The organism is Caballeronia grimmiae (assembly GCF_000698555.1).
Classification (GTDB): domain Bacteria; phylum Pseudomonadota; class Gammaproteobacteria; order Burkholderiales; family Burkholderiaceae; genus Caballeronia; species Caballeronia grimmiae.
The window spans coordinates 32,531-51,698 of the sequence record NZ_JFHE01000028.1 but is presented as its reverse complement, the minus strand read 5'-3'; the positions used below and the strand labels follow the sequence as shown (position 1 = coordinate 51,698).

Here is a 19,168-nt window from a genome sequence, read left to right as displayed (position 1 = left end):
TCAGCGTTTCGCTGCGGCAGCGGATGCGTCCGCACCGCCGTTCGGGCTTTTCATGAAGCGGAAGAAGTCGCTGCTCGGATCGACCACGATCACGTCGCCGGGCTTGAACGTCTTCTTGTACGCCTCGAGGCTCTGATAGAACTGATAGAACTGCGGATCGCGTCCGTATGCGTCGGCTGCGATGGCGGCGGCCTTGCTGTCGCCTTCGCCGCGGATCGACTGCGCCTGACTGTAGGCATCGGCGAGAATTTGCTGCTGCTCGCGTTCCGCGTCGGCCTTGATCTTGTCCGCTTCCGCCGTGCCTTTCGCGCGCTCGTTCGCCGCTGCCTGCTGGCGCGCCGCGATCATGCGCTTGTACACCGAATCGGCCACCGCCGACGGAAAGTCGATACGCGTCATCTGCAGGTCGACGAGCTGCACGCCGAACGCTCCCGCCGCGCCTTCCACCGCCTTCAGCGCTTCGTTCTCGAGCGCCTGCTGATTGCCGAGCGCATCGGTCAGCGAGCGATTCGCGAACGCGCTGGCAAGCGCGGTGCGGGCGAGCGCGATCAGACGCTCTTGCGCGGTTTGCGTGTTCTTCTCGTTGCTGACGAAGAGCTTGAGTGGATCGGCCACGCGATACTTCACGACCGTATTCACCAGCACTTCATTCTTGTCCGACGTCGTGAAACGATCGGCGCCGCTCTCGTCGATGGTGAGCGTGCGCGTGTCGATGAGCGTGAGCGTCTGGAACGGCGGCGGCAGCTTGAAGTGCAGGCCGGGACCGTCGAGGCGCGGGTTGCTGTCCCCGTGAGCGGCGACGATGGCGGCGTGCCGTTCGTCGACGGTGAAGACCATCGACGAACCGATAAACAGCACGATGACGACTGCGACGACGAGCGCAATGATTCGATTCATGTTCGCGCTCCTTACTGCAGGTCGTCTTGACGGCTGCGCGAGCGGAACGCATCGCGCGAGCGCAGCGGATCGCCACTCGCGGCACTGGCGCCGCTTGCAGGGCTTGCACCGCTCGCGGGCGCTGCTGCCGCCGGCGCCGAGGCGGGCGCCGTGGCTTGCGGACGAACCTGTGGCTCAACCGGAGCCGACGCGGCGCTGCCCGTGTTCGCCGCTGCGTCCCTGGCCTGCTGACGGTTCGCGTCGATGAGCTTGTCGAGCGGCAGATAAATCACGTTATTGCCTGCCTTGCTGTCCACGAATACCTTGGTAGTTTGCGAGTAGATCTGCTGCATCGTGTCCAGGTACATGCGTTGACGAATGACCGCCGGGGCCTTCAAGTATTCCGCGTAGACCTCCTTGAAACGCTCGGCGTCGCCCTGAGCCTGCGTCACCTGGCGGTTACTGTATGCGGTGGCTTCTTCGATCATCTTCGCGGCATCCGCCTTTGCGCGGGGCAGCAGTTGATTGGCGTAGGCCTCGGCCGTATCGCGGGCGCGCTCGTTGTCCTGCCGCACGCGCGATGCTTCTTCGAACGCCGCCTGCACCTGAGTCGGCACTTGCACGCTCTGCACGGTCACGCCCGTCACCTGTAAGCCGGTGCGGTAGGCGTCGAGGGAGCGCTGGATGGATTCGGTCAGACGCGGGCGCAATGCTTCGCGGTCCTTGTAAAGCAGATCGTCCGTCGCCGCGGCGCCGGCGATTTCTCGAATCGCGGCCTGCCCCGCCTCGGTGACGCTCAGGTCGGGATCGGGATTGCGGAACAGGAAGTCGGTCGGCGACTTGATCTGATACTGCACGGAGAAGCGCACGTCGAGAATGTCGGCTTCGTTCGTCAACAGCGATGCATCGCGCACGTTGCCTTGCGAGAGCGCCGTGCCGCGTCCGATTTCGACGGAGCGCACTTGCGACGTATCGACGATATCGTGCGACTGGAACGGATACGGCAAACGCCAGTGGATGCCTTGCGTCACCGTCTGCCGGTATTGCCCGAACTGCGAGACCACGCCGACGTGTCCATCCTGCACGACGAACACGCCGCTGCCGAGATAGATCGCGATGAGCACGCCAATGACGATGCCCACGCCGATGCGCGTGCCCCGCCCGTTGTCGCGCGGCATGCCGCCGTTCGGCTTGCGGCCGAAAATGCCGGCGAGGCGGCGATTGAATTCGCGCCACATTTCGTCGAGATCCGGCGGGCCTTCTTCCTTGCCGTTGCCGCGCTTGCCGTCCTGCGGGCGCTTCGAATCGTTCTTGACGCCGTCGCCGTCGCCCCGCCCCCAGCGCGGATCGTTGATCGAAAAGGCCGCATGCATGCGCTGCCTGTTAGTCCGCTCGTTGTAATCGTTCACTCAGTGATTCACCATTAGACAGCCGGTTCGATGCCGCGTCGGTCATGCGGAGCAGTTAGTGTCCGTGTTCAGGAACCTTGTGGCCGTCACGTTCTCCGGCTGGCCGGTGGTCTTCCGGCTGCGCGTTCTCGTCGTGTGTCTCGTTCGGCCCGGACTGCGTGGACTGCGGGAATTGCGTGGCTTCCGACATTTGCGCCGGCTCGCCGGTTTCGGCGAACACGCTCGGCATGCTTTCTTCGGGTTCGCCTGCTTCCGCTGAAGCAATTTCGGCGATGGCGGCGCGCAGCGCGTCGAGTCCCTGACCCGTGCGTGCGCTCAAAAAGACGCGCGAAATATTACCATACTCATCCCTTTCAACCGCCTCGCCGCGGGCCGCAAGTTCGGGCACGGCGTCGATCTTGTTGAAGACGAGAATCTGGCGGATGGAGTCCGCGCCGATGCTGCGCAAAACCTCGTTCACCTGATCGATCTGATCGAGGCGCACCGGACTCGATGCGTCGACGACGTGCAGCAGCAAGTCGGCGTGAATGGTTTCCTCGAGCGTCGCGCGAAACGCCGCGACGAGCTGGTGCGGCAGTTCGCGAATAAAGCCGACCGTATCCGAAACGACGACATGGCCCGCTTCCTCGCCGAGGAACACGCGGCGCGACGTAGTGTCGAGCGTGGCGAACAACTGGTTCGCGGCATACGCCTGCGCCTTGGTCAACGCGTTGAACAGCGTCGACTTGCCCGCGTTCGTATAGCCGACGAGCGACACCGACATCGTCTGATTGCGCTGACGCGCCCGGCGCTGCGTGCCGTGCTGACGGCGCAGCTTCGCAAGCCGCGTCTTCAGCGCCTTGATGCGCTCGCCGATCAGCCGGCGGTCGGTTTCGAGCTGCGTCTCACCGGGACCGCGCAAACCGATACCGCCCTTCTGGCGTTCGAGGTGGGTCCAGGCGCGAATCAGCCTCGTAGAGAGATATTGCAGTTGCGCGAGCTCGACCTGCAATTTGCCTTCATGGCTGCGGGCGCGCTGCGCAAAGATATCGAGGATGAGACTGGTGCGATCGACGACGCGGCGATTCAACGCAAGTTCGAGATTGCGTTGCTGCGCGGGCGCGAGCGCGTGATTGAAAATGACGAGTTCGACGTCGTTCGCTTCGCAGGAAAGGCGCAGTTCTTCGACCTTTCCGCTGCCGATGAACATTTTGGCGTCCGGACTGGACCGACGGCCGGTGAGCGTAACGGCAGGATGGGCGCCCGCACTTTCTGCGAGCAGGCTGAGTTCTTCGAGACTGGCTTCGAAATCGATCTTGCCGAAATCGATGCCCACAAGCGCTGCGTTAATCAAATTATGTCTGGATAGTTTTTGAAGCGACCGGCGAGTTGCTCAATGTTCGAATTCGGAATGGCAACGGCGCGCCGGCCGCAACGAGGTTAGGACGATTCAGCGTCCGGGTGGAAATTCACCGGGCGAGCCGGCACGACCGTTGAAATGGCGTGCTTGTAGACCATCTGGGTGACCGTATTCCGGAGCAACACGACGTACTGGTCGAACGATTCGATGTTCCCTTGAAGCTTGATGCCGTTGACCAAATAGATCGAGACCGGCACGTGCTCTTTACGCAGTGCGTTCAAAAACGGGTCTTGTAACAATTGCCCTTTGTTGCTCATAGCAAACTCCGTGTTTTTTGCAGGTTAGAAGTATTGTGACGAAGAAAAAGAGATCCGCCGGCAATCGCTACACTATAGCCGATTTTCGTTTCCGCACCAGACCGGCCATTTGGCCAATGAGGCCGAAACGCTTGGCTCCGCGGGCGCTTACTCTTTGTCCGCGTAGGGGTTCTTGCTCGAGCGAAACTCTATTCGCAATGGAGTGCCGGCCAGTCCAAAAGTTTCTCGGAATCGGCCTTCCAGATACCGCTTGTAGGTATCGGTGACCGCATCGAGCGCATTGCCGTGCACGACGATGATCGGCGGGTTCTGTCCGCCCTGGTGCGCATAGCGCAGCTTCGGCCGGACCGGCCCGCGGCGGCGCGGCTGCTGAAACTCCACGGCCTCGATGAGCGCGCGCGTGAGCTTCGGCGTCGGCAGCTTCGCCATCGCGGCGGCATAGGCGTCATCGACCGACTTCATCAATGCGCCGATGCCCGTCTTTTCCAGCGCCGAGACGTAGTGGAATTTAGCAAAGTCCAAAAACTTCAGCTTGCGCGTCAAATCGGCCTTCGTGCGCTCGCGCACATGCGAGTCCAGCCCGTCCCACTTGTTCACGCCAACGACGAGCGCGCGTCCCTGTTCGACGACGAAGCCCGCGATATGCGCGTCCTGATCGGAGATGTCCTGCTGCGCGTCGAGCAGGAGAATCACGACATTCGCATCTGAGATCGACTGCAGCGTCTTGACGACCGAGAACTTCTCGATCGCTTCGAAGACCTTGCCGCGGCGGCGCAAACCCGCCGTGTCGATCAACGTGTATTCGCGGCCTTGACGCTCGAAATCAACATAGATCGAATCGCGGGTGGTGCCGGGCATGTCGAACGCGATCACGCGCTCTTCGCCGATCAGCGTATTGACGAGCGTCGACTTGCCGACGTTCGGCCGTCCGACGATCGCGATCTTCACGCCGTGCTGCGCCTTCTCTTCCTCGCTCTCTTCCGGCTGACCGGCGTAGGCGATGTCGAGCGCGTCGTTGATCATCTCGGTGACGCCGTCGCCGTGCGCCGCCGAAATCGCGCGTGGATCGCCAAGGCCGAGTTCGTAGAAGTCCGACGCGACCGCCGTGTACTTCATGCCCTCTGCCTTGTTGACCACCAGGAAGAGCGGCCGGCCGGTCTTACGCAGATAGTCGGCGATCGACTTGTCCTGCGGCGCGAGCCCGTTGCGTCCGTCGACGATGAACACGACGATATCGGCTTCCTCGACGGCCTGCCGCGTCTGACGCGCCATCTCGTGCAGGATGCCGTCCTTCGCGACCGGCTCGAAGCCGCCGGTATCGACGACGAGATACGGACGCTCGCCGCCCACGCGCCCTTCGCCGTAGTGGCGGTCGCGCGTGAGACCGGGCAGATCGGCGACGAGCGCATCGCGCGAACGCGTCAGCCGGTTAAAGAGAGTGGATTTCCCCACATTGGGGCGCCCGACGAGGGCAATCACGGGTTTCATCAGAGTTTGTTCACAGTTGAACGCAAGGCGATGGGCGAAACGCGCGGTACGGCGTCTTCGCCGCTTGCGCCGCGAGAATGGCTGCGCTTGTCGAAAATTAGCATGGATTCGGCTCGCCGCTTTGCAGCTTATGCCGCTGTCGGGCCGTCGCGCCGTGCACCGATGGTTGCCTTGCGCGGGCTTTTGTCGCGCGGCATCGGCGGCGCGCTTTCTTCTTTCGTGCCCGGCCTGGCGGGCCATTCTTGTCGAGCGCGAACGGATGTCGCGCTCTGTTTTCTGCAACCCTGTACAGGGCTTCGGCGCTGCGAGCGCCGGTCCTTCCAATTGCGCCTCGTCCCGTGAAGGACGAAGCGCTGCATGAGACTTACTGCGGACGGAAGCCGTACAGGCCGCCATCGTGCGTCTGCACGACGAGCGTATTGCCCGCCAGCACCGGCGGCGCGGTAATTTCGCTGCCATCGGTCGGCGCGCGGCCGACGATCTCGCCGTTGTCCACGCTCAGGAAATGCACGAAGCCCTTGTAGTCGCCTACAACGACCGCGCGACCCAGGATGAACGGCACGCTGACGCGGCGGCTCTTCAGTTTGTCGTTCTTCCAGACGGGCGTGCCGTCCGACGCGCGAAAGGCGTTGACCACCGACCAGTCATCGCCGGCGGCGACGATCTGCTCGTCCTGTGCGAGGCCGCTATCGCTGGAGAAGTTCTTTTCCCAGACCGGACGGCCCGAGTTCGCGTCGAAACAGCCGATCTTGCCCTGGAACGTCACCGCGCAGGTCTGCGCGCCAACAAGACCCGGCGCGCCGGTCACGTCGTTGATGCGCTCGACTTCCGTCACGCCTTTCGGGTACGACACCGGCGCTTGCCAGTAGGCGTCGCCCGTTTGCAGGTTGATCGCGGCGAAGTTGCCGCCCGGGAAGCCCGCGAGCACCGCCTGATTGCCGGCGAAGGTCATCGCGGCGGCCACACGCAGATTCAGCGGCACGGCGCGCAACTGGAATATCCACTTCTGCTCGCCGGTCTGCGCGCTGAACGCGATGACCTTGCCGTCGATGGTGCGCACGACCACGAGATCATTGCCGACGAGCGGCGGCGAAACGATTTCGCCCGGCGCCGTGGCCGTCCACAATTGCTTGCCGTCCGGTCCGAGCGCGTAGACGGAGCCCTTCAGGCCGCCGACCGCCGTCAGATTGCCGTCGCTGCCGACGCCCGCCGACAGATCGTCCTTGAGCTTGGTGCGCCAGACTTCCTGACCGGTCGTCGCGTCGATCTTCGCGACAGTGCCATTCTCGCCTGCGGCGAAGACGGCATCGCCCACGGCGACCGGCGCGAACAGGTAACGGCCGGCTTTGCCGACGCTCGCCTTCCACGCCTGATTGACATTCAGCACCGGCTTGATGTCGACGAGCGGTGTCGGCACGCGGCGTTCGTCCTTGGTGGACGCACAGGCGGCCAGCAGGACGGTCATCGCGCAGGCGAAGGGCACGGCGTAGCGTTTCAATTGAATCATCGGTGGACGCAACATGAATGGGTGAATTCGGTTGACCGGCGCAGCCGCGCTTCGCTCGATGGCGACGCGCGGCGCGGCGGCTTGATTGGCGAAATAGCGTTGGCGCTCGAACGAAGCGACGGTCGAAGCCGTCGCTCGAGAGCGGTCAGCCGCCAAGCGAATCGAGCTTGAACTCGATCAGTTGCCGGGTGGCCGCGTCGTTCTTCGGCAAGCTGTCGAGCGCCGTCTTGTAGGCGGCGCGCGCGTCTTCGCGCTTGCCTTGCGCTGCGAGCAGATCGCCGCGGCGATCAGCAACGACGCCCTTGAACGCATCGAGCGGAGCGTCGGCGAGCAGCTTAAGGCCGGCGTCGTAGCTCTTTTCGTCGAGCAGGATCAGCGCCATGCGCAGCTTCGCGATCTGCTTGTACTCGTCGTCCTTCGCGTGGTCGATGGCCCACTGCAGTTGCGCCTTCGCGCCGGCGGCATCGCCCGCTGCGTAAAGCGACTTGGCCGCCGAGAGCGCCGACATCTGCGCGTACGCCGTGCCGCCGAACTTGTCTTCCATGTCCGACGCGACGCGCGCGACGAGCTTCTGATCGTTGCCGTTCACGGCCTGCTGAAGCCGGTCATAGAGCACCGAAGCTTCCGCCGCCTGACGGCGCTGCCAGTAATTCCAGCCGTTGAAACCGGCCGCAACGACGAGCGCCACGAGCACGATCCACGTCGTGGCGTTACCCCATTTGGCCCACCAGGCCTTGACACTTTCCAGTGATTCTTGTTCGTCGTGGTAACTCATCGTCCAGCTATTCCTTCCTGCGTCTCATTGCCCATCGTGGCCTGGCACGATGGCGGGATCGGACCGATCTCCACGATGCGCGCGGCGCTTGATCCGACCAGAGCCTGTTCGTCAGGCGTCCTCGTCGGCGGATGCAACCATCGCATTGATTAGGTATTCGGTCAAGTCTTCCGCCGGAACGTTGACTTGCTCGTTCTTTTGCGCATCGGCCGTTTCGTCGCCGGTGCGTCGCAGCGGCTTCACGCCGATCGTTCCTTGCGCGAGTTCGTCCTCGCCGAGCACCACGGCGAACGCCGCGCCGCTCGCATCCGCCTTCTTCATCTGCGACTTGAAGCTCGCCGGCGCGCCGTCCGGGCTGCAGTGCAGAATGACGTCGAGGCCGGTGTCGCGCAGCCGTTCAGCGACGATGAACGCCTGCTCCGCCGCCTTTTCGCCCTGATGCACGACGTACACGTCCGTGCCTTCCGGTTCCGGCACCAGATTCTCTTCCTTGAGCAGCTCGAGGATACGCTCGACGCCCATCGCCCAGCCGCACGCCGCCGTCGGCTTGCCGCCCAGTTGCTCGATGAGCGGATCGTAGCGGCCGCCGCCCGCCACCGTGCCTTGCGCGCCGAGCTTGTCGGTCACCCATTCGAACACGGTGAGGTTGTAGTAATCGAGGCCGCGCACGAGACGCGGATTGACGGTGAACGGAATGTTGTTCGCCTTCAGCAGACGCTGCACACCGTCGAAGTGCTTGCGCGATTCCTCGCCCAGAAAGTCGACGAGCTTCGGCGCGTTTTGCGCGATTTCCTGCATCGCCGGGTTCTTCGTGTCGAGCACGCGCAACGGGTTCGTATAAAGACGGCGCTTCGCTTCTTCGTCGAGGGAATCGGCGTGCTGTTCGAGATACGCGATCAGTTCCTTGCGATGCGCCGCGCGCTCTTCCGCCTGGCCGAGCGAATTCAGTTCGAGCCGGATGCCGGTGAGGCCCAGGTCGTCCCACAGGCGCTGGCACATCATGATGATTTCGGCGTCCGTATCCGGACCCGCGAAGCCGAGCGCTTCCACGCCGACCTGATGGAACTGCCGATACCGCCCGCGCTGCGGACGCTCATGCCGGAACATCGGCCCGATGTACCACAGGCGCTTCGGGCCGTCGTACAGAAGATTGTGTTCGATGGTCGCGCGCACGACGGCCGCCGTGTTCTCCGGACGCATCGTGAGATGCTCGCCGTTGAGCGCGTCGGTGAAGCTGTACATCTCCTTCTCGACGATGTCGGTCACTTCGCCGATGCCGCGCGTGAAAAGCTGCGTATGCTCGACGATCGGCGTGCGAATGTTCTGATAGCCGTACGCGCGCAGCAGCGACTTGACGGTGCTTTCGAAGAAGTCCCACAACGCGGCATCCTGCGGGAGGATGTCGTTCATGCCCTTCACGCCGCTCAGCTTCGAGAGCCGTTTCTTCTGTTCAGTCATCTGTCTTTAGAGTGATGCCGCGGACGTCTCGACGCGCTGGCCGTAAGTGCGTTCGACGTAGTCGCTAACGATTTGCTGGAATTCCTCGGCGATGCGCTCGCCGCGCAGCGTCTTGACCTTTGCGCCGTCGATGAACACCGGCGCGGCCGGATTCTCGCCGGAACCCGGCAAGCTGATGCCGATATTCGCGTGCTTCGACTCCCCCGGCCCGTTGACGATGCAGCCCATGACCGCCACGTGCATCTTCTCGACGCCCGGGTACTGATCACGCCAGACCGGCATCGAATTGCGCAGATACGTCTGGATCTGCGACGCCAGTTCCTGGAACAGCGTGCTGGTCGTGCGGCCGCAGCCGGGACATGCGATGACCATCGGCGTGAAGGAGCGCAGACCCATGGTCTGCAGAATTTCCTGTCCGACGACGACTTCGCCCGTGCGCGCGCCGCCCGGCTCGGGCGTCAGCGAGATGCGGATCGTGTCGCCAATGCCTTCCTGCAGCAGCACCGAGAGCGCCGCCGTCGAAGCGACGATACCCTTGGAGCCCATGCCCGCTTCGGTGAGCCCGAGGTGCAGCGCGAAACTGCAACGCTTCGCCAGTTCGCGATATACCGCGATCAGATCCTGCACGCCGCTCACCTTGCACGACAGGATGATCTTGTCGCGGCCAAGGCCCAGTTCGACGGCGCGTTCGGCCGAGCCGACCGCCGACTGGATCAGCGCTTCGTACATCACGCTTTGCAATTCCCACGGCTTCGAACGCGCGGCGTTTTCGTCCATCATGCGCGCGAGCAGATCCTGGTCGAGGCTGCCCCAGTTCACGCCGATCCGCACGGGCTTGTCGTACTTGATGGCGGCTTCGATCATCTGCGCGAACTGCGTGTCGCGCTTCGCGCCCTGCCCGACGTTGCCCGGATTGATGCGGTACTTCGACAGCGTCTCGGCGCACGCCGGATGGTCGCGCAGCAACAGATGGCCGTTGTAGTGGAAGTCGCCGACGAGCGGAACCGACACGCCCATGCGGTCGAGCTGTTCGCGGATGTGCGGCACGGCGGCCGCCGCTTCCGGCGTATTCACCGTGATGCGCACGAGTTCGGAGCCGGCCTGCGCGAGTTCCTTGATCTGGATCGCGGTGCCGATGGCGTCGGCCGTGTCGGTGTTGGTCATCGACTGGACGCGCACCGGCGCATCGCCGCCGATCGTCACGAGCTGGCCGCCCCAACGCACGTCCACGGCATGCGACGAACGGCGAGACAACGGACCGCCGAAGACCGGATCGGTCGAACAAATCTTGCTGCTAATCAGGGATTGAGCTTCGGATTGCATCGAAAAACCCTTTGGCAAACGGCGCGCTGCGCATGCAGCGACCGTCGCTTGTTTGAAACCTCGAACGAGCGTCACGGCCGAACCGGGACGCCCTCGTCATGTCCGCGCGCTGAATCACCGACGCTGGCGGCTCCGTCTGCCTCTTACGGCAAGGACAGGCGCGCGACGTTTCCGCGTGCGCCGGAATACTTCTTGGCGTCGACGGGCTGATCGTCGATCGACAGCGACTCGACGCCCTTCGCGTTCCCGACGGTCACCTTGAAAGGCGCATCGCCTTGCACGCGCTGCACGCTGCCCGCACGGACAAGGCCGGAAAACAGTTCCTTGCCGTCCTTGCCGCGCACGTTGAACCAGCTATCTTCCTTCACCTTCAGTTCGATTGCATTCGCGCCCGTGCCTGCGCTTCCGACAGCCGGAGCCGAAGCAGCCGCAGCCGCAACCGATGCCGGGACCGCAGCCGCCGGAGCGGCCTTGACCGTCGATGCAGCCGCCGGCGCGCTCGCGCCTTGCACGGCTGCGATCGTCGACGATGACGCCGGCAGCGCGTTCGTGCCGAGCGGACGCGGCATCGGCTGTTCGCCGGGCGCCGCCGCCACTTCGGGCAGCGATGCCTCGCCGGTGTTCGCCGCTGCGGCTTCATCGGGCGTTGCGGCCTGCGACGAGGCAGGCTTGTCGATCGACGTCGCCGCCGAACCCGCGCTCGACTTCAGCCGCGCAAGCCACGCCGACGAATCGCCGCCGGTATGCCACATCACGAGCGCGGCGAGCACGGCGACGATCGCCGCCACGCCCCACAGCCACGAACGCTTGCGCCCGGATGAATTGCCGAGCGGCATCGAGACGCGCCCGCGCGGCAAGCCCGCGCCGGACGACGCCGGCACCTTCAAATTGTGTTCGACCGGCACGCCCTCGCGGCGAAACGCCTGCGTGAACGGCGTCGGGTCCGCACCCAGCACCTTCGCGTAGCTGCGCACGATCCCCGCCGCAAAAGTGCGGTCCGGCAACTGGCTGATGTCGCCCTCTTCGAGCGCTGCCAGCTTCTGCGGCGACACCTTCAGGCGCGCCGATACATCGTCGATCGACCATGCTTTGGCATGCCGAAGCTGCGCGAGACGCGCGCCCACTGCTTCCAGCGAGTCCAGCGGCTCCGCCTGGCGCTCGCCCGATGCCGCCCCGTCGACGCGCGTCCGGCCATCATGCTGAGTGGCAGGCACATCGCCGGTATGACTGCCGAAAGGCGTCGGGTGTTGCGGCTCACTCATCCCAAATTCCTCGCATCGAATCTTTTATAGAGCGCTGCTGCGCCGTGAAGTGCAAAAAGCACTGAACAATACAACTCCGGCGCTGTTGCAGACCGCTTTATAACAAAATGTTCGGCTTTGCGCGCCCTGTGGAGCGCTTGCTTCGTTGTTATCTGTGTTCTTGTGTTGCGGCGGCACGCCAATGTGCCGCAAGGGCGCACCCGGCGTTCTGCCGGGACCGCGCCGCCGTCAGACCGCGCGCACTTCGATCACCTTGCTTCCCGCGCGGCTCGTGCGCTCGGCAAGCCGCGTGCGGTCCTGCACCGCGCCCGCGAGCTGACCGCAGGCCGCGTCGATGTCGTCGCCGCGCGTCTTGCGCACGGTCGTGACGATGCCCGCGTCGATCAGAATCTGCGCGAAGCGCTTGATCTGCTCGTTCTTCGACCGAGTCAGGCCCGACTCGGGGAACGGATTGAACGGAATCAGGTTGAACTTGCACGGCACATCGCGCGTGACGGCGAGCAGTTCGCGCGCATGCGCTTCGGTGTCGTTGACGCCGTCGAGCATGCAGTATTCGAACGTGATGAAGTCGCGCGGCGCGACCTTCAAATAACGCTGACACGCAGCCATCAACTCGCGCAGCGGATACTTCTTGTTCAGCGGCACCAGCATGTCGCGCAGCGGATCGTTCGGCGCGTGCAGCGATACCGCGAGCGCCACCGGCAAGTCTGCCGCGAGGCGGTCCATCATCGGCACGACGCCGGAGGTGGACAGCGTCACGCGCCGGCGCGACAGGCCGTAGGCGTTATCGTCGAGCATCAGGCGCATGGCGGGCACGACGGCGTCGTAATTGAGCATAGGTTCGCCCATGCCCATCATCACGACATTCGTCACGACGCGCTCGCCCTTGCCCGGGCCGCCGACCTCGCGGCCAAGCGACTTGCGCAGCGCGAACTCCGCCATGCGCAACTGGCCGATGATTTCCGCCGTTGTCAGATTGCGAGAGAAACCTTGCTTGCCGGTGGAGCAGAACCGGCAGTTGACCGCGCACCCCGCCTGCGACGAGACGCACAGCGTCCCGCGCGTTTCTTCCGGGATGAACACGGTTTCGACCGCGTTGCCGTTGCCGACGTCGATCAGCCACTTGCGTGTGCCGTCGGCGGAAACGTGGTCGCTGATGATGTCGGGCATCGCCAGACTGGCGCGGCCCTTGAGTTTTTCGCGCAGCGATTTTGCGAGATCCGTCATGCCGTCGAAGTCGTCGGCACCAAACTGGTGGATCCAGCGCTGCAATTGCTTGGCGCGAAACGGCTTTTCGCCAAGGCTGCCGCAATATGCGACCAGCCCGGCGGCGTCGAGATCGAGAAGATTGACGGTGGTGCTGCTCGTCATGTCGAGTTCTGCCATTTACAGATTGCGAAGCCCGGACCGGTTCTATCAAACCTGGTCCGGGACCGTTCGCGCCAATTCCTGCTTTTTAACAACCATTTCTGCGTTGCGGCGCGATGACCGCGCCACTGGTCCGGCGCGGCGACCAACGCTTGAATCGGTTTCCCGATCGGCGTTTCGATTAACGCGAGTAGACGTTCACTTCCGGGAAGAAGAACGCCACTTCCTGACGCGCCGTTTCCGGAGCATCCGAGCCGTGCACGGCGTTTGCGTCGATGCTGTCAGCGAAGTCAGCGCGGATCGTGCCCTTCTCCGCCTTCTTCGGGTCCGTCGCGCCCATCAGGTCACGATGCTTGGCGATTGCGTTCTCGCCTTCCAGCACCTGGATCACGACCGGGCCGGAGATCATGAATTCCACGAGGTCCTTGAAGAACGGGCGTGCAGCGTGCACAGCGTAGAACTTCTCAGCGTCCCCGCGGGACAGATGAACCATGCGCGACGCGATGATCTTCAGACCAGCGTTCTCGAAACGGCTGTAGATCTGGCCGATAACGTTCTTTGCCACTGCGTCCGGCTTGATAATCGACAGGGTGCGCTCGATCGCCATGAAAAACTCCAAAAAATGAACTGTTTACGGATTAAAACGAATCGACAATTGTAGCACGAAGCAAGGTATGATTTCGATTGAAACCTTACGGCGCCGTAAGCATCAAAGAGGCAAGGACTGCGCGGTGCGCGACGCGAAATTGAGGGCAGAACCATTGAATTCGGGGCGCTCCGCAGCCATATTGGATCCAAACGTGGCGTTGCAACGCAGCGCCGCGAAATCGCTAAGAATGGCTTAAGTCTGCGACCCTATCATTCACGTGTGACGGATGTTGAAGCAGGACCAACGAAGACAATTGGAGCAAGGAGAAACCATGAACGAATCACCCTACAGCTTTGGCCGCAACGGCAGCGTTACCTCCGTGGAGGTGCGCAACAAGGTCCTGCGCAATACTTACTGGATGCTCGCGCTTTCGATGGTGCCGACGGTCCTCGGCGCCTGGGTCGGCGTGGCGACGGGTTTCTCGCTGTTCGCCGCCACCAGCCCGGCAATGAGCTTCATCGCGTTTCTGGCCATCGCGTTCGGCTTCATGTTCGCGATCGAGAAGACGAAGGACAGCGGCATGGGCGTCGTCGTCCTGCTGGGCTTCACGTTCTTCATGGGCCTGATGCTGTCGCGCCTGCTGAGCTTCATTCTCGGCTTCTCGAATGGGCCGCAACTCATCATGATGGCGTTCGGCGGCACCGGCGTCATCTTCGCCGCGATGGCCACCATCGCCACGGTCAGCAAGCGGGACTTTTCGGGCCTCGGCAAGTGGCTGTTCATGGGCGTACTGGTGATTCTGCTGGCTGCGTTCGCGAACATCTTCCTGCAACTGCCGGCGCTGATGATGACGATCTCCGTCCTCGCCATCGTGATCTTCTCGGCGTACATGTTGTTCGACGTGCAGCGCGTGGTGAACGGCGGCGAAACGAACTACATCAGCGCAACGCTCGCGATCTACCTCGATCTGTACAACGTGTTCACGAACCTGCTGGCGCTGCTCGGCATCTTCGGCGGCAACCGCAACTAAGTCGGCGGAGCGTGCAGAAACGAAAAACCGGCCTTCGGGCCGGTTTTTTTACGTCTGCTGAAAAGGTGCGAAGCCTCAGTCGCGCTCGAACAGCGCGATGGATTCGACATGCGACGTATGCGGAAACATGTTGACGACGCCCGCGCCCTTCATCCGATACCCCGCTTCGTGCACGAGCAGACCGGCATCGCGCGCGAGCGTCGCCGGATTACACGACACATAGACGATGCGCTTCGGCAGCGGTCCGTCGCCGCTTCGCGCGATGTCCGCCAGCGCCTTCGATACCGCGAGCGCGCCTTCGCGCGGCGGATCGATCAGGAATTTGTCGAACGCGCCGAGCGCGCGCAGGTCATCGGCGGTGACTTCGAACAGATTTCGGCATGCGAACGACGTATAACCGTCGACGCCGTTCGCCTTCGCGTTGTCGAGCGCACGCGCCGTCAGCGCTTCGCTTCCCTCGATGCCGACGACTTCGCGCGACAGCCGCGCGAGCGGCAGCGTGAAATTGCCGATCCCGCAAAACAGGTCCAGCACGCGATCCGACGGCTGGGGCGCGAGCAGGCTCAGCGCGCGCGCCACCAGCACGCGGTTGATCTGGTGATTGACCTGCGTGAAATCGGTCGGCTTGAACGGCATGCGGATATTGAATTCCGGCAGCGTATAAGCCAGCTCGCGGTCGAGCGGATAAAACGGATAGACGGTGTCCGGGCCCTTCGGCTGGAGCCAGAATTGCACGCCGTGCTCATCGGCGAATGCGCGGATCAGCGCCTCGTCGGCTTCGTTGAGCGGCTCGAGAATGCGCAGCACGAGCGCGGTCAAGTCGGTCCCGACCGCCAGTTCGATCTGCGGCATGCGATCGCGAATCGACAGCCCTGCCACCAGATGACGCAGCGGCACGAGCATCGCCGAAACGTGCGGCGGCAGCACTTCGCAGCTCGTCATGTCGGCGACGTAGCTGCTCTTGCGCTCGTGGAAACCGACCAGCACGCCGCCCTTCTTCTCGACATGCCGCACCGTCAGGCGCGCGCGATACCGATAGCCCCACGACGGCCCGTGAATCGGCCGAAACATCGTCTCGGCGCGCAGCTTCGCCAGATGCTGAAGATTGTCTTCCAGCACGCGCTGCTTCACGGCGATTTGCGCACGTACATCGAGATGCTGCATCGAGCAGCCGCCGCAGGTGCCGAAAAACTGGCACTTCGGCTTCGCGCGGATCACGCTTTCGCGCAGCACCTTGACGACTTGCGCCTGTTCGAAGCTCGGCTTCTTGCGATAGCTCGAATAGCTCACCCGTTCGCCCGGCAACGCGCCTTCGACGAAGATCACCTTGCCCGGCTCGCCGTCCTCGTTGACCGTGCGGCCGACGCCGCGCGCTTCCATATCGAGCGCATCGATTTCGATCTCAGGCGCGACGAACGAGGGATCGGGCGTGACGGACTTGGCCGGCGCGGCGCGGCGGCGATGCGGATTTTTTCGAGCGGCTTCAGACACCTGCGTACTTCCTGACTGACGGGATGGCAAATGCGAGATTGTAGACGAACGTCACGAAGTCATCGTCCGAACGCGGCGAGATACTCGGCCCAGTGCGGCGATGCTTCCTGCGCGAGTGCGTTCTTCACGAAGTTGATTTCGTCGGCGTACTCGTCGGGCGTGAAGCCGCCGCGCATCATCTGAAAACGGCAGTACATCAGATACGTGTTGACGACATCGGTCTCGCAATAGTTGCGGATTTCCTCGATCTGCCCGTCGCAATACGCTTCCCAGACCTTGCCGCCGTCCATGCCGAGCTTGCCCGGAAAGCCGCACAGTTTGGCGAGCGCATCGAGCGGCGCGTTCGCGCGCGCCTGATACATCGCGAGGACGTCCATCAGATCGATATGCCGCATGTGATAGCGGCTGATGTAGTTGTTGAACTTGAACTCGCGATCGTCCTGTCCGAGATCCCAGTATCGCGGCGCGGCGATGCCATGCACGAGCGCACGGTAATGGAGCACGGGCAGATCGAAACCGCCGCCGTTCCAGGAAACGAGTTGCGGCGTGTATTTCTCGATCACGCGATAAAACGACTGAATGAGCGCGGCCTCGTTGTCGCCCGGCGCGCCGAGCGAGCGCACGCGAAAGCCGCTGTTGTCCCGGAAAACACAGGAGATGGCGGCGACGCGCTGCAGATGATGCGGCAGAAAATCGTTGCCGACGCGCTCACGGCGCGCGGCGAACGCATGGTCCGCGACTTCGCGGTCGGAGAGATCGTCGGGTAAGTCTTCGAGACGGCGAATGCCGTCGACATCGGGAATGGTCTCGATGTCGAATACGAGAATCGGTGTCATTGAATCCTGCGGATGTACGGCGATGCGACGCCCTCGCGGGCGTCGATTAGCGTTAAAGCACGGCGTCCTTGCGAACGCCGTTGGATGCGAAAAAGCGCTTGAGCCTCACGAGCGCCTCTTGCTGAATCTGGCGCACACGCTCGCGCGTGAGGCCCATTTCGTCGGCCAGTTCTTCGAGCGTCGCCGGCTCGATGTGATTGAGTCCGAAACGTCTCTCGATCACATGCCGGTGTTTATCCGACAGCCGCGACAGCCACAGCCGCGTAAGCGATTCCAGCTCGCGATGCTGCACCTCGGCGTCGGGCGATTGGCTCTGGTCGTCGGACAAGAGGTCGAGCAGGCTGCTGCCCGGATCAAGGTCGAGCGGCGCGTCGAGCGATGCCGTGTGTTCGTTGAGCGCGAGAATGTCGGTCACTTCCTCCGGCGTCTTGCCGGTGAGATACGCGATATCGTCGATGCTCGCATCGCGGCGCTCGGGCGCGACGGCATCGTTCGAGTTGGCGGAATTTTTTTCCAGATGGCGCTTCGCGCGCAGCACCTGATTGAGTTCGCGGATCACATGCACCGGCAGCCGCACCGTGCGCGCCTGATTCATGATCGCCCGTTCGATGCTCTGGCGAATCCACCACGTCGCATAGGTCGAAAAACGAAAACCGCGCGTTGGATCGAATTTCTCGATCGCATGCATGAGGCCGAGATTGCCCTCTTCGATCAGGTCGAGCAAAGGCACGCCGCGATTCAAATAACCCTTCGCGATGCTGACGACCAGCCGCAAATTGCGCTCGATCATCACCTGCCGCGCCTCGAATTCGCCCGCCTTCGCGAGACGCGAATAGCGCTGCTCTTCCTCGACGGTAAGCAGCGGCTTCACGCTGATGCGGTTCAGATAATGCTGGATGGTGTCGGCCGTGAGTTCGGCCTGGAGCAGCGAGCGGAAGTCGTCGGCATCGGGCGCGGAATCGTTTGCGCGCTCGGCGCCTTCTTCGCTCTTTTCGCGGCTTCCGCCTTCTTCCTCAGAGTCGACTTCGACGTCGATATTCTCGGCGTCATCATCGTGAGTCGAAGCACCCTCCTCCACCGACACTTGCAAAGGTCGGCTGATCGTCTCAGTCTCGGCTTGCGGCAGGCGGCGCTTCGTTTTCGGCATGATGGTTCCGCTTTATTGCGGCGGCAAATACTTCAGTGGGTCAACAGGTTTACCCTGCCGGCGAACTTCGAAATGCAACATCACACGGTCCGAATCGCTGTTGCCCATCTCAGCGATCTTTTGCCCTTTAGTCACCGCGTCACCTTCTTTTACCATCAAAGCGCGGTTATGTGCATATGCCGTGAGAAAAGTAGCGTCGTGCTTGATGATAATGAGATTGCCATAGCCGCGCAGCCCATTTCCGGAATAAACCACCCGTCCATCCGCTGAAGCGTTGACCGCATCTCCAGCCGCGCCGCCGATATTCAAACCCTTGTTCTTCGCATCGTCGAACGTACCGATAATCGGACCGCGCGCCGGCCAGCTGAACGCCGGCTGAGTCGCCGCAGCCGCGCTGTTATCCACGCCCGGCGCACCCGGCACACTGGCCGCATCCGCAGGCGCTGCGCCCATGCCCGAACTCGGACCGTAGTACGGCGGCTGACCCGTTGCGCCCGCTGCAACTCCGGGCTGCTGTCCGCCGCCGAGCGGCTGTGCCTGTACCGCGCCGCCCGCAATAGGCGCTGTCGAAACACCCGGCGTCGCCGCGGTGAGATTCGCGCCCGGAGGCGCGACGCGCACCAGTTGACCGACTTCGATCTGATTCGGGTTCGTCAGGTTATTCCACGCGGCGATGTCGTGATAATTCTGACCGTTTTCCAGTGCGATCCGATATAGGGTGTCGCCCGGCTTCACACGGTAATAGCCGGGTGGCGGCGGAGCGTTGGCGGCGGCGGCTGCCTGAGCCGCGTCGGTGGCGATCGGTGCGCCCGTCCTGTCGACCACCGGCGCCATGTCCATGCGCGTCGAACAGGCCGCCAGCACGGCTAGCGCCAGTACGCAAACGCCGCGCTGCGCCGCCGTCAGACGAACGTCCGCACTTCCTTCTCGCAAAGCACGCAAGATACTCATCG

17 protein-coding genes are annotated in these 19,168 nt (G+C 63.1%); 1 reads left to right on the top strand and 16 read right to left on the bottom strand.

All coding sequences use genetic code 11. From position 1 onward, the window contains the following. From hflC to ndk, 12 genes are all read right to left on the bottom strand, one after another. The gene (gene hflC, locus BG57_RS22665; RefSeq protein ID WP_035968293.1) at positions 1–897 is read right to left on the bottom strand and encodes a protease modulator HflC; all 897 of its coding nucleotides are present in this window, start codon (positions 895–897) and stop codon (positions 1–3) included. A gap of 11 nt (positions 898–908) precedes the next feature. Continuing rightward, positions 909–2,285 (bottom strand): FtsH protease activity modulator HflK, encoded by a 1,377-nt coding sequence (gene hflK / locus BG57_RS22660; protein ID WP_035968292.1) that lies wholly within the window; start codon positions 2,283–2,285, stop codon positions 909–911. 55 nt (positions 2,286–2,340) lie between these two features. Next, on the bottom strand, positions 2,341–3,618 hold the full coding sequence (gene hflX / locus BG57_RS22655) for a GTPase HflX (protein ID WP_035968291.1): 1,278 nt from the start codon (positions 3,616–3,618) through the stop codon (positions 2,341–2,343). Positions 3,619–3,704: 86 nt separating this feature from the next. Then, positions 3,705–3,941, bottom strand: a complete 237-nt coding sequence (gene hfq, locus BG57_RS22650) for an RNA chaperone Hfq (protein ID WP_006999489.1) — start codon at positions 3,939–3,941, stop codon at positions 3,705–3,707. Between the two features lie 147 nt (positions 3,942–4,088). Next, complete coding sequence (der, locus tag BG57_RS22645) at positions 4,089–5,429, bottom strand: ribosome biogenesis GTPase Der (RefSeq protein WP_035968290.1); 1,341 nt, start codon at positions 5,427–5,429, stop codon at positions 4,089–4,091. Positions 5,430–5,793: 364 nt separating this feature from the next. Then, on the bottom strand, positions 5,794–6,936 hold the full coding sequence (gene bamB, locus BG57_RS22640) for an outer membrane protein assembly factor BamB (protein WP_035968334.1): 1,143 nt from the start codon (positions 6,934–6,936) through the stop codon (positions 5,794–5,796). 145 nt (positions 6,937–7,081) lie between these two features. Continuing rightward, positions 7,082–7,711, bottom strand: a complete 630-nt coding sequence (locus tag BG57_RS22635) for a tetratricopeptide repeat protein (protein ID WP_035968288.1) — start codon at positions 7,709–7,711, stop codon at positions 7,082–7,084. Between the two features lie 111 nt (positions 7,712–7,822). Then, positions 7,823–9,169, bottom strand: coding sequence for a histidine--tRNA ligase (hisS, locus tag BG57_RS22630; RefSeq protein ID WP_035968287.1), 1,347 nt, complete (start codon positions 9,167–9,169; stop codon positions 7,823–7,825). A gap of 6 nt (positions 9,170–9,175) precedes the next feature. Beyond that, complete coding sequence (gene ispG, locus BG57_RS22625) at positions 9,176–10,492, bottom strand: flavodoxin-dependent (E)-4-hydroxy-3-methylbut-2-enyl-diphosphate synthase (protein WP_035968286.1); 1,317 nt, start codon at positions 10,490–10,492, stop codon at positions 9,176–9,178. 143 nt (positions 10,493–10,635) lie between these two features. Continuing rightward, on the bottom strand, positions 10,636–11,754 hold the full coding sequence (locus BG57_RS22620) for a helix-turn-helix domain-containing protein (protein ID WP_035968285.1): 1,119 nt from the start codon (positions 11,752–11,754) through the stop codon (positions 10,636–10,638). Between the two features lie 228 nt (positions 11,755–11,982). Continuing rightward, the gene (gene rlmN, locus BG57_RS22615; RefSeq protein WP_035968329.1) at positions 11,983–13,125 is read right to left on the bottom strand and encodes a dual-specificity RNA methyltransferase RlmN; all 1,143 of its coding nucleotides are present in this window, start codon (positions 13,123–13,125) and stop codon (positions 11,983–11,985) included. A 178-nt stretch (positions 13,126–13,303) separates the two neighbouring features. After that, positions 13,304–13,729 carry a nucleoside-diphosphate kinase gene (gene ndk, locus BG57_RS22610; RefSeq protein WP_035968284.1) on the bottom strand — a complete coding sequence of 142 codons (426 nt, stop codon included), beginning with the start codon at positions 13,727–13,729 and terminating at the stop codon, positions 13,304–13,306. 313 nt (positions 13,730–14,042) lie between these two features. Between ndk and BG57_RS22605 the strand changes: the two genes are divergently transcribed. Then, a complete protein-coding gene (locus BG57_RS22605) occupies positions 14,043–14,741 on the top strand; it encodes a Bax inhibitor-1/YccA family protein (RefSeq protein WP_035968283.1) in 699 nt (232 codons plus the stop codon). A gap of 75 nt (positions 14,742–14,816) precedes the next feature. Here BG57_RS22605 and rlmD read toward each other — a convergent pair whose 3' ends face one another. From rlmD to BG57_RS22585, 4 genes are read right to left on the bottom strand one after another with little or no spacing between them, the layout of a single operon-like run. Further along, on the bottom strand, positions 14,817–16,232 hold the full coding sequence (gene rlmD / locus BG57_RS22600; RefSeq protein ID WP_035968282.1) for a 23S rRNA (uracil(1939)-C(5))-methyltransferase RlmD: 1,416 nt from the start codon (positions 16,230–16,232) through the stop codon (positions 14,817–14,819). Between the two features lie 59 nt (positions 16,233–16,291). Continuing rightward, positions 16,292–17,068 (bottom strand): 3'-5' exonuclease, encoded by a 777-nt coding sequence (locus BG57_RS22595; RefSeq protein ID WP_035968279.1) that lies wholly within the window; start codon positions 17,066–17,068, stop codon positions 16,292–16,294. A 52-nt stretch (positions 17,069–17,120) separates the two neighbouring features. Next, entirely contained in the window at positions 17,121–18,215 is a 1,095-nt protein-coding gene (gene rpoS / locus BG57_RS22590) for an RNA polymerase sigma factor RpoS (protein WP_035968277.1), read from the bottom strand. A gap of 12 nt (positions 18,216–18,227) precedes the next feature. After that, on the bottom strand, positions 18,228–19,166 hold the full coding sequence (locus BG57_RS22585) for a peptidoglycan DD-metalloendopeptidase family protein (RefSeq protein ID WP_035968274.1): 939 nt from the start codon (positions 19,164–19,166) through the stop codon (positions 18,228–18,230). Positions 19,167–19,168 lie beyond the last annotated feature (2 nt).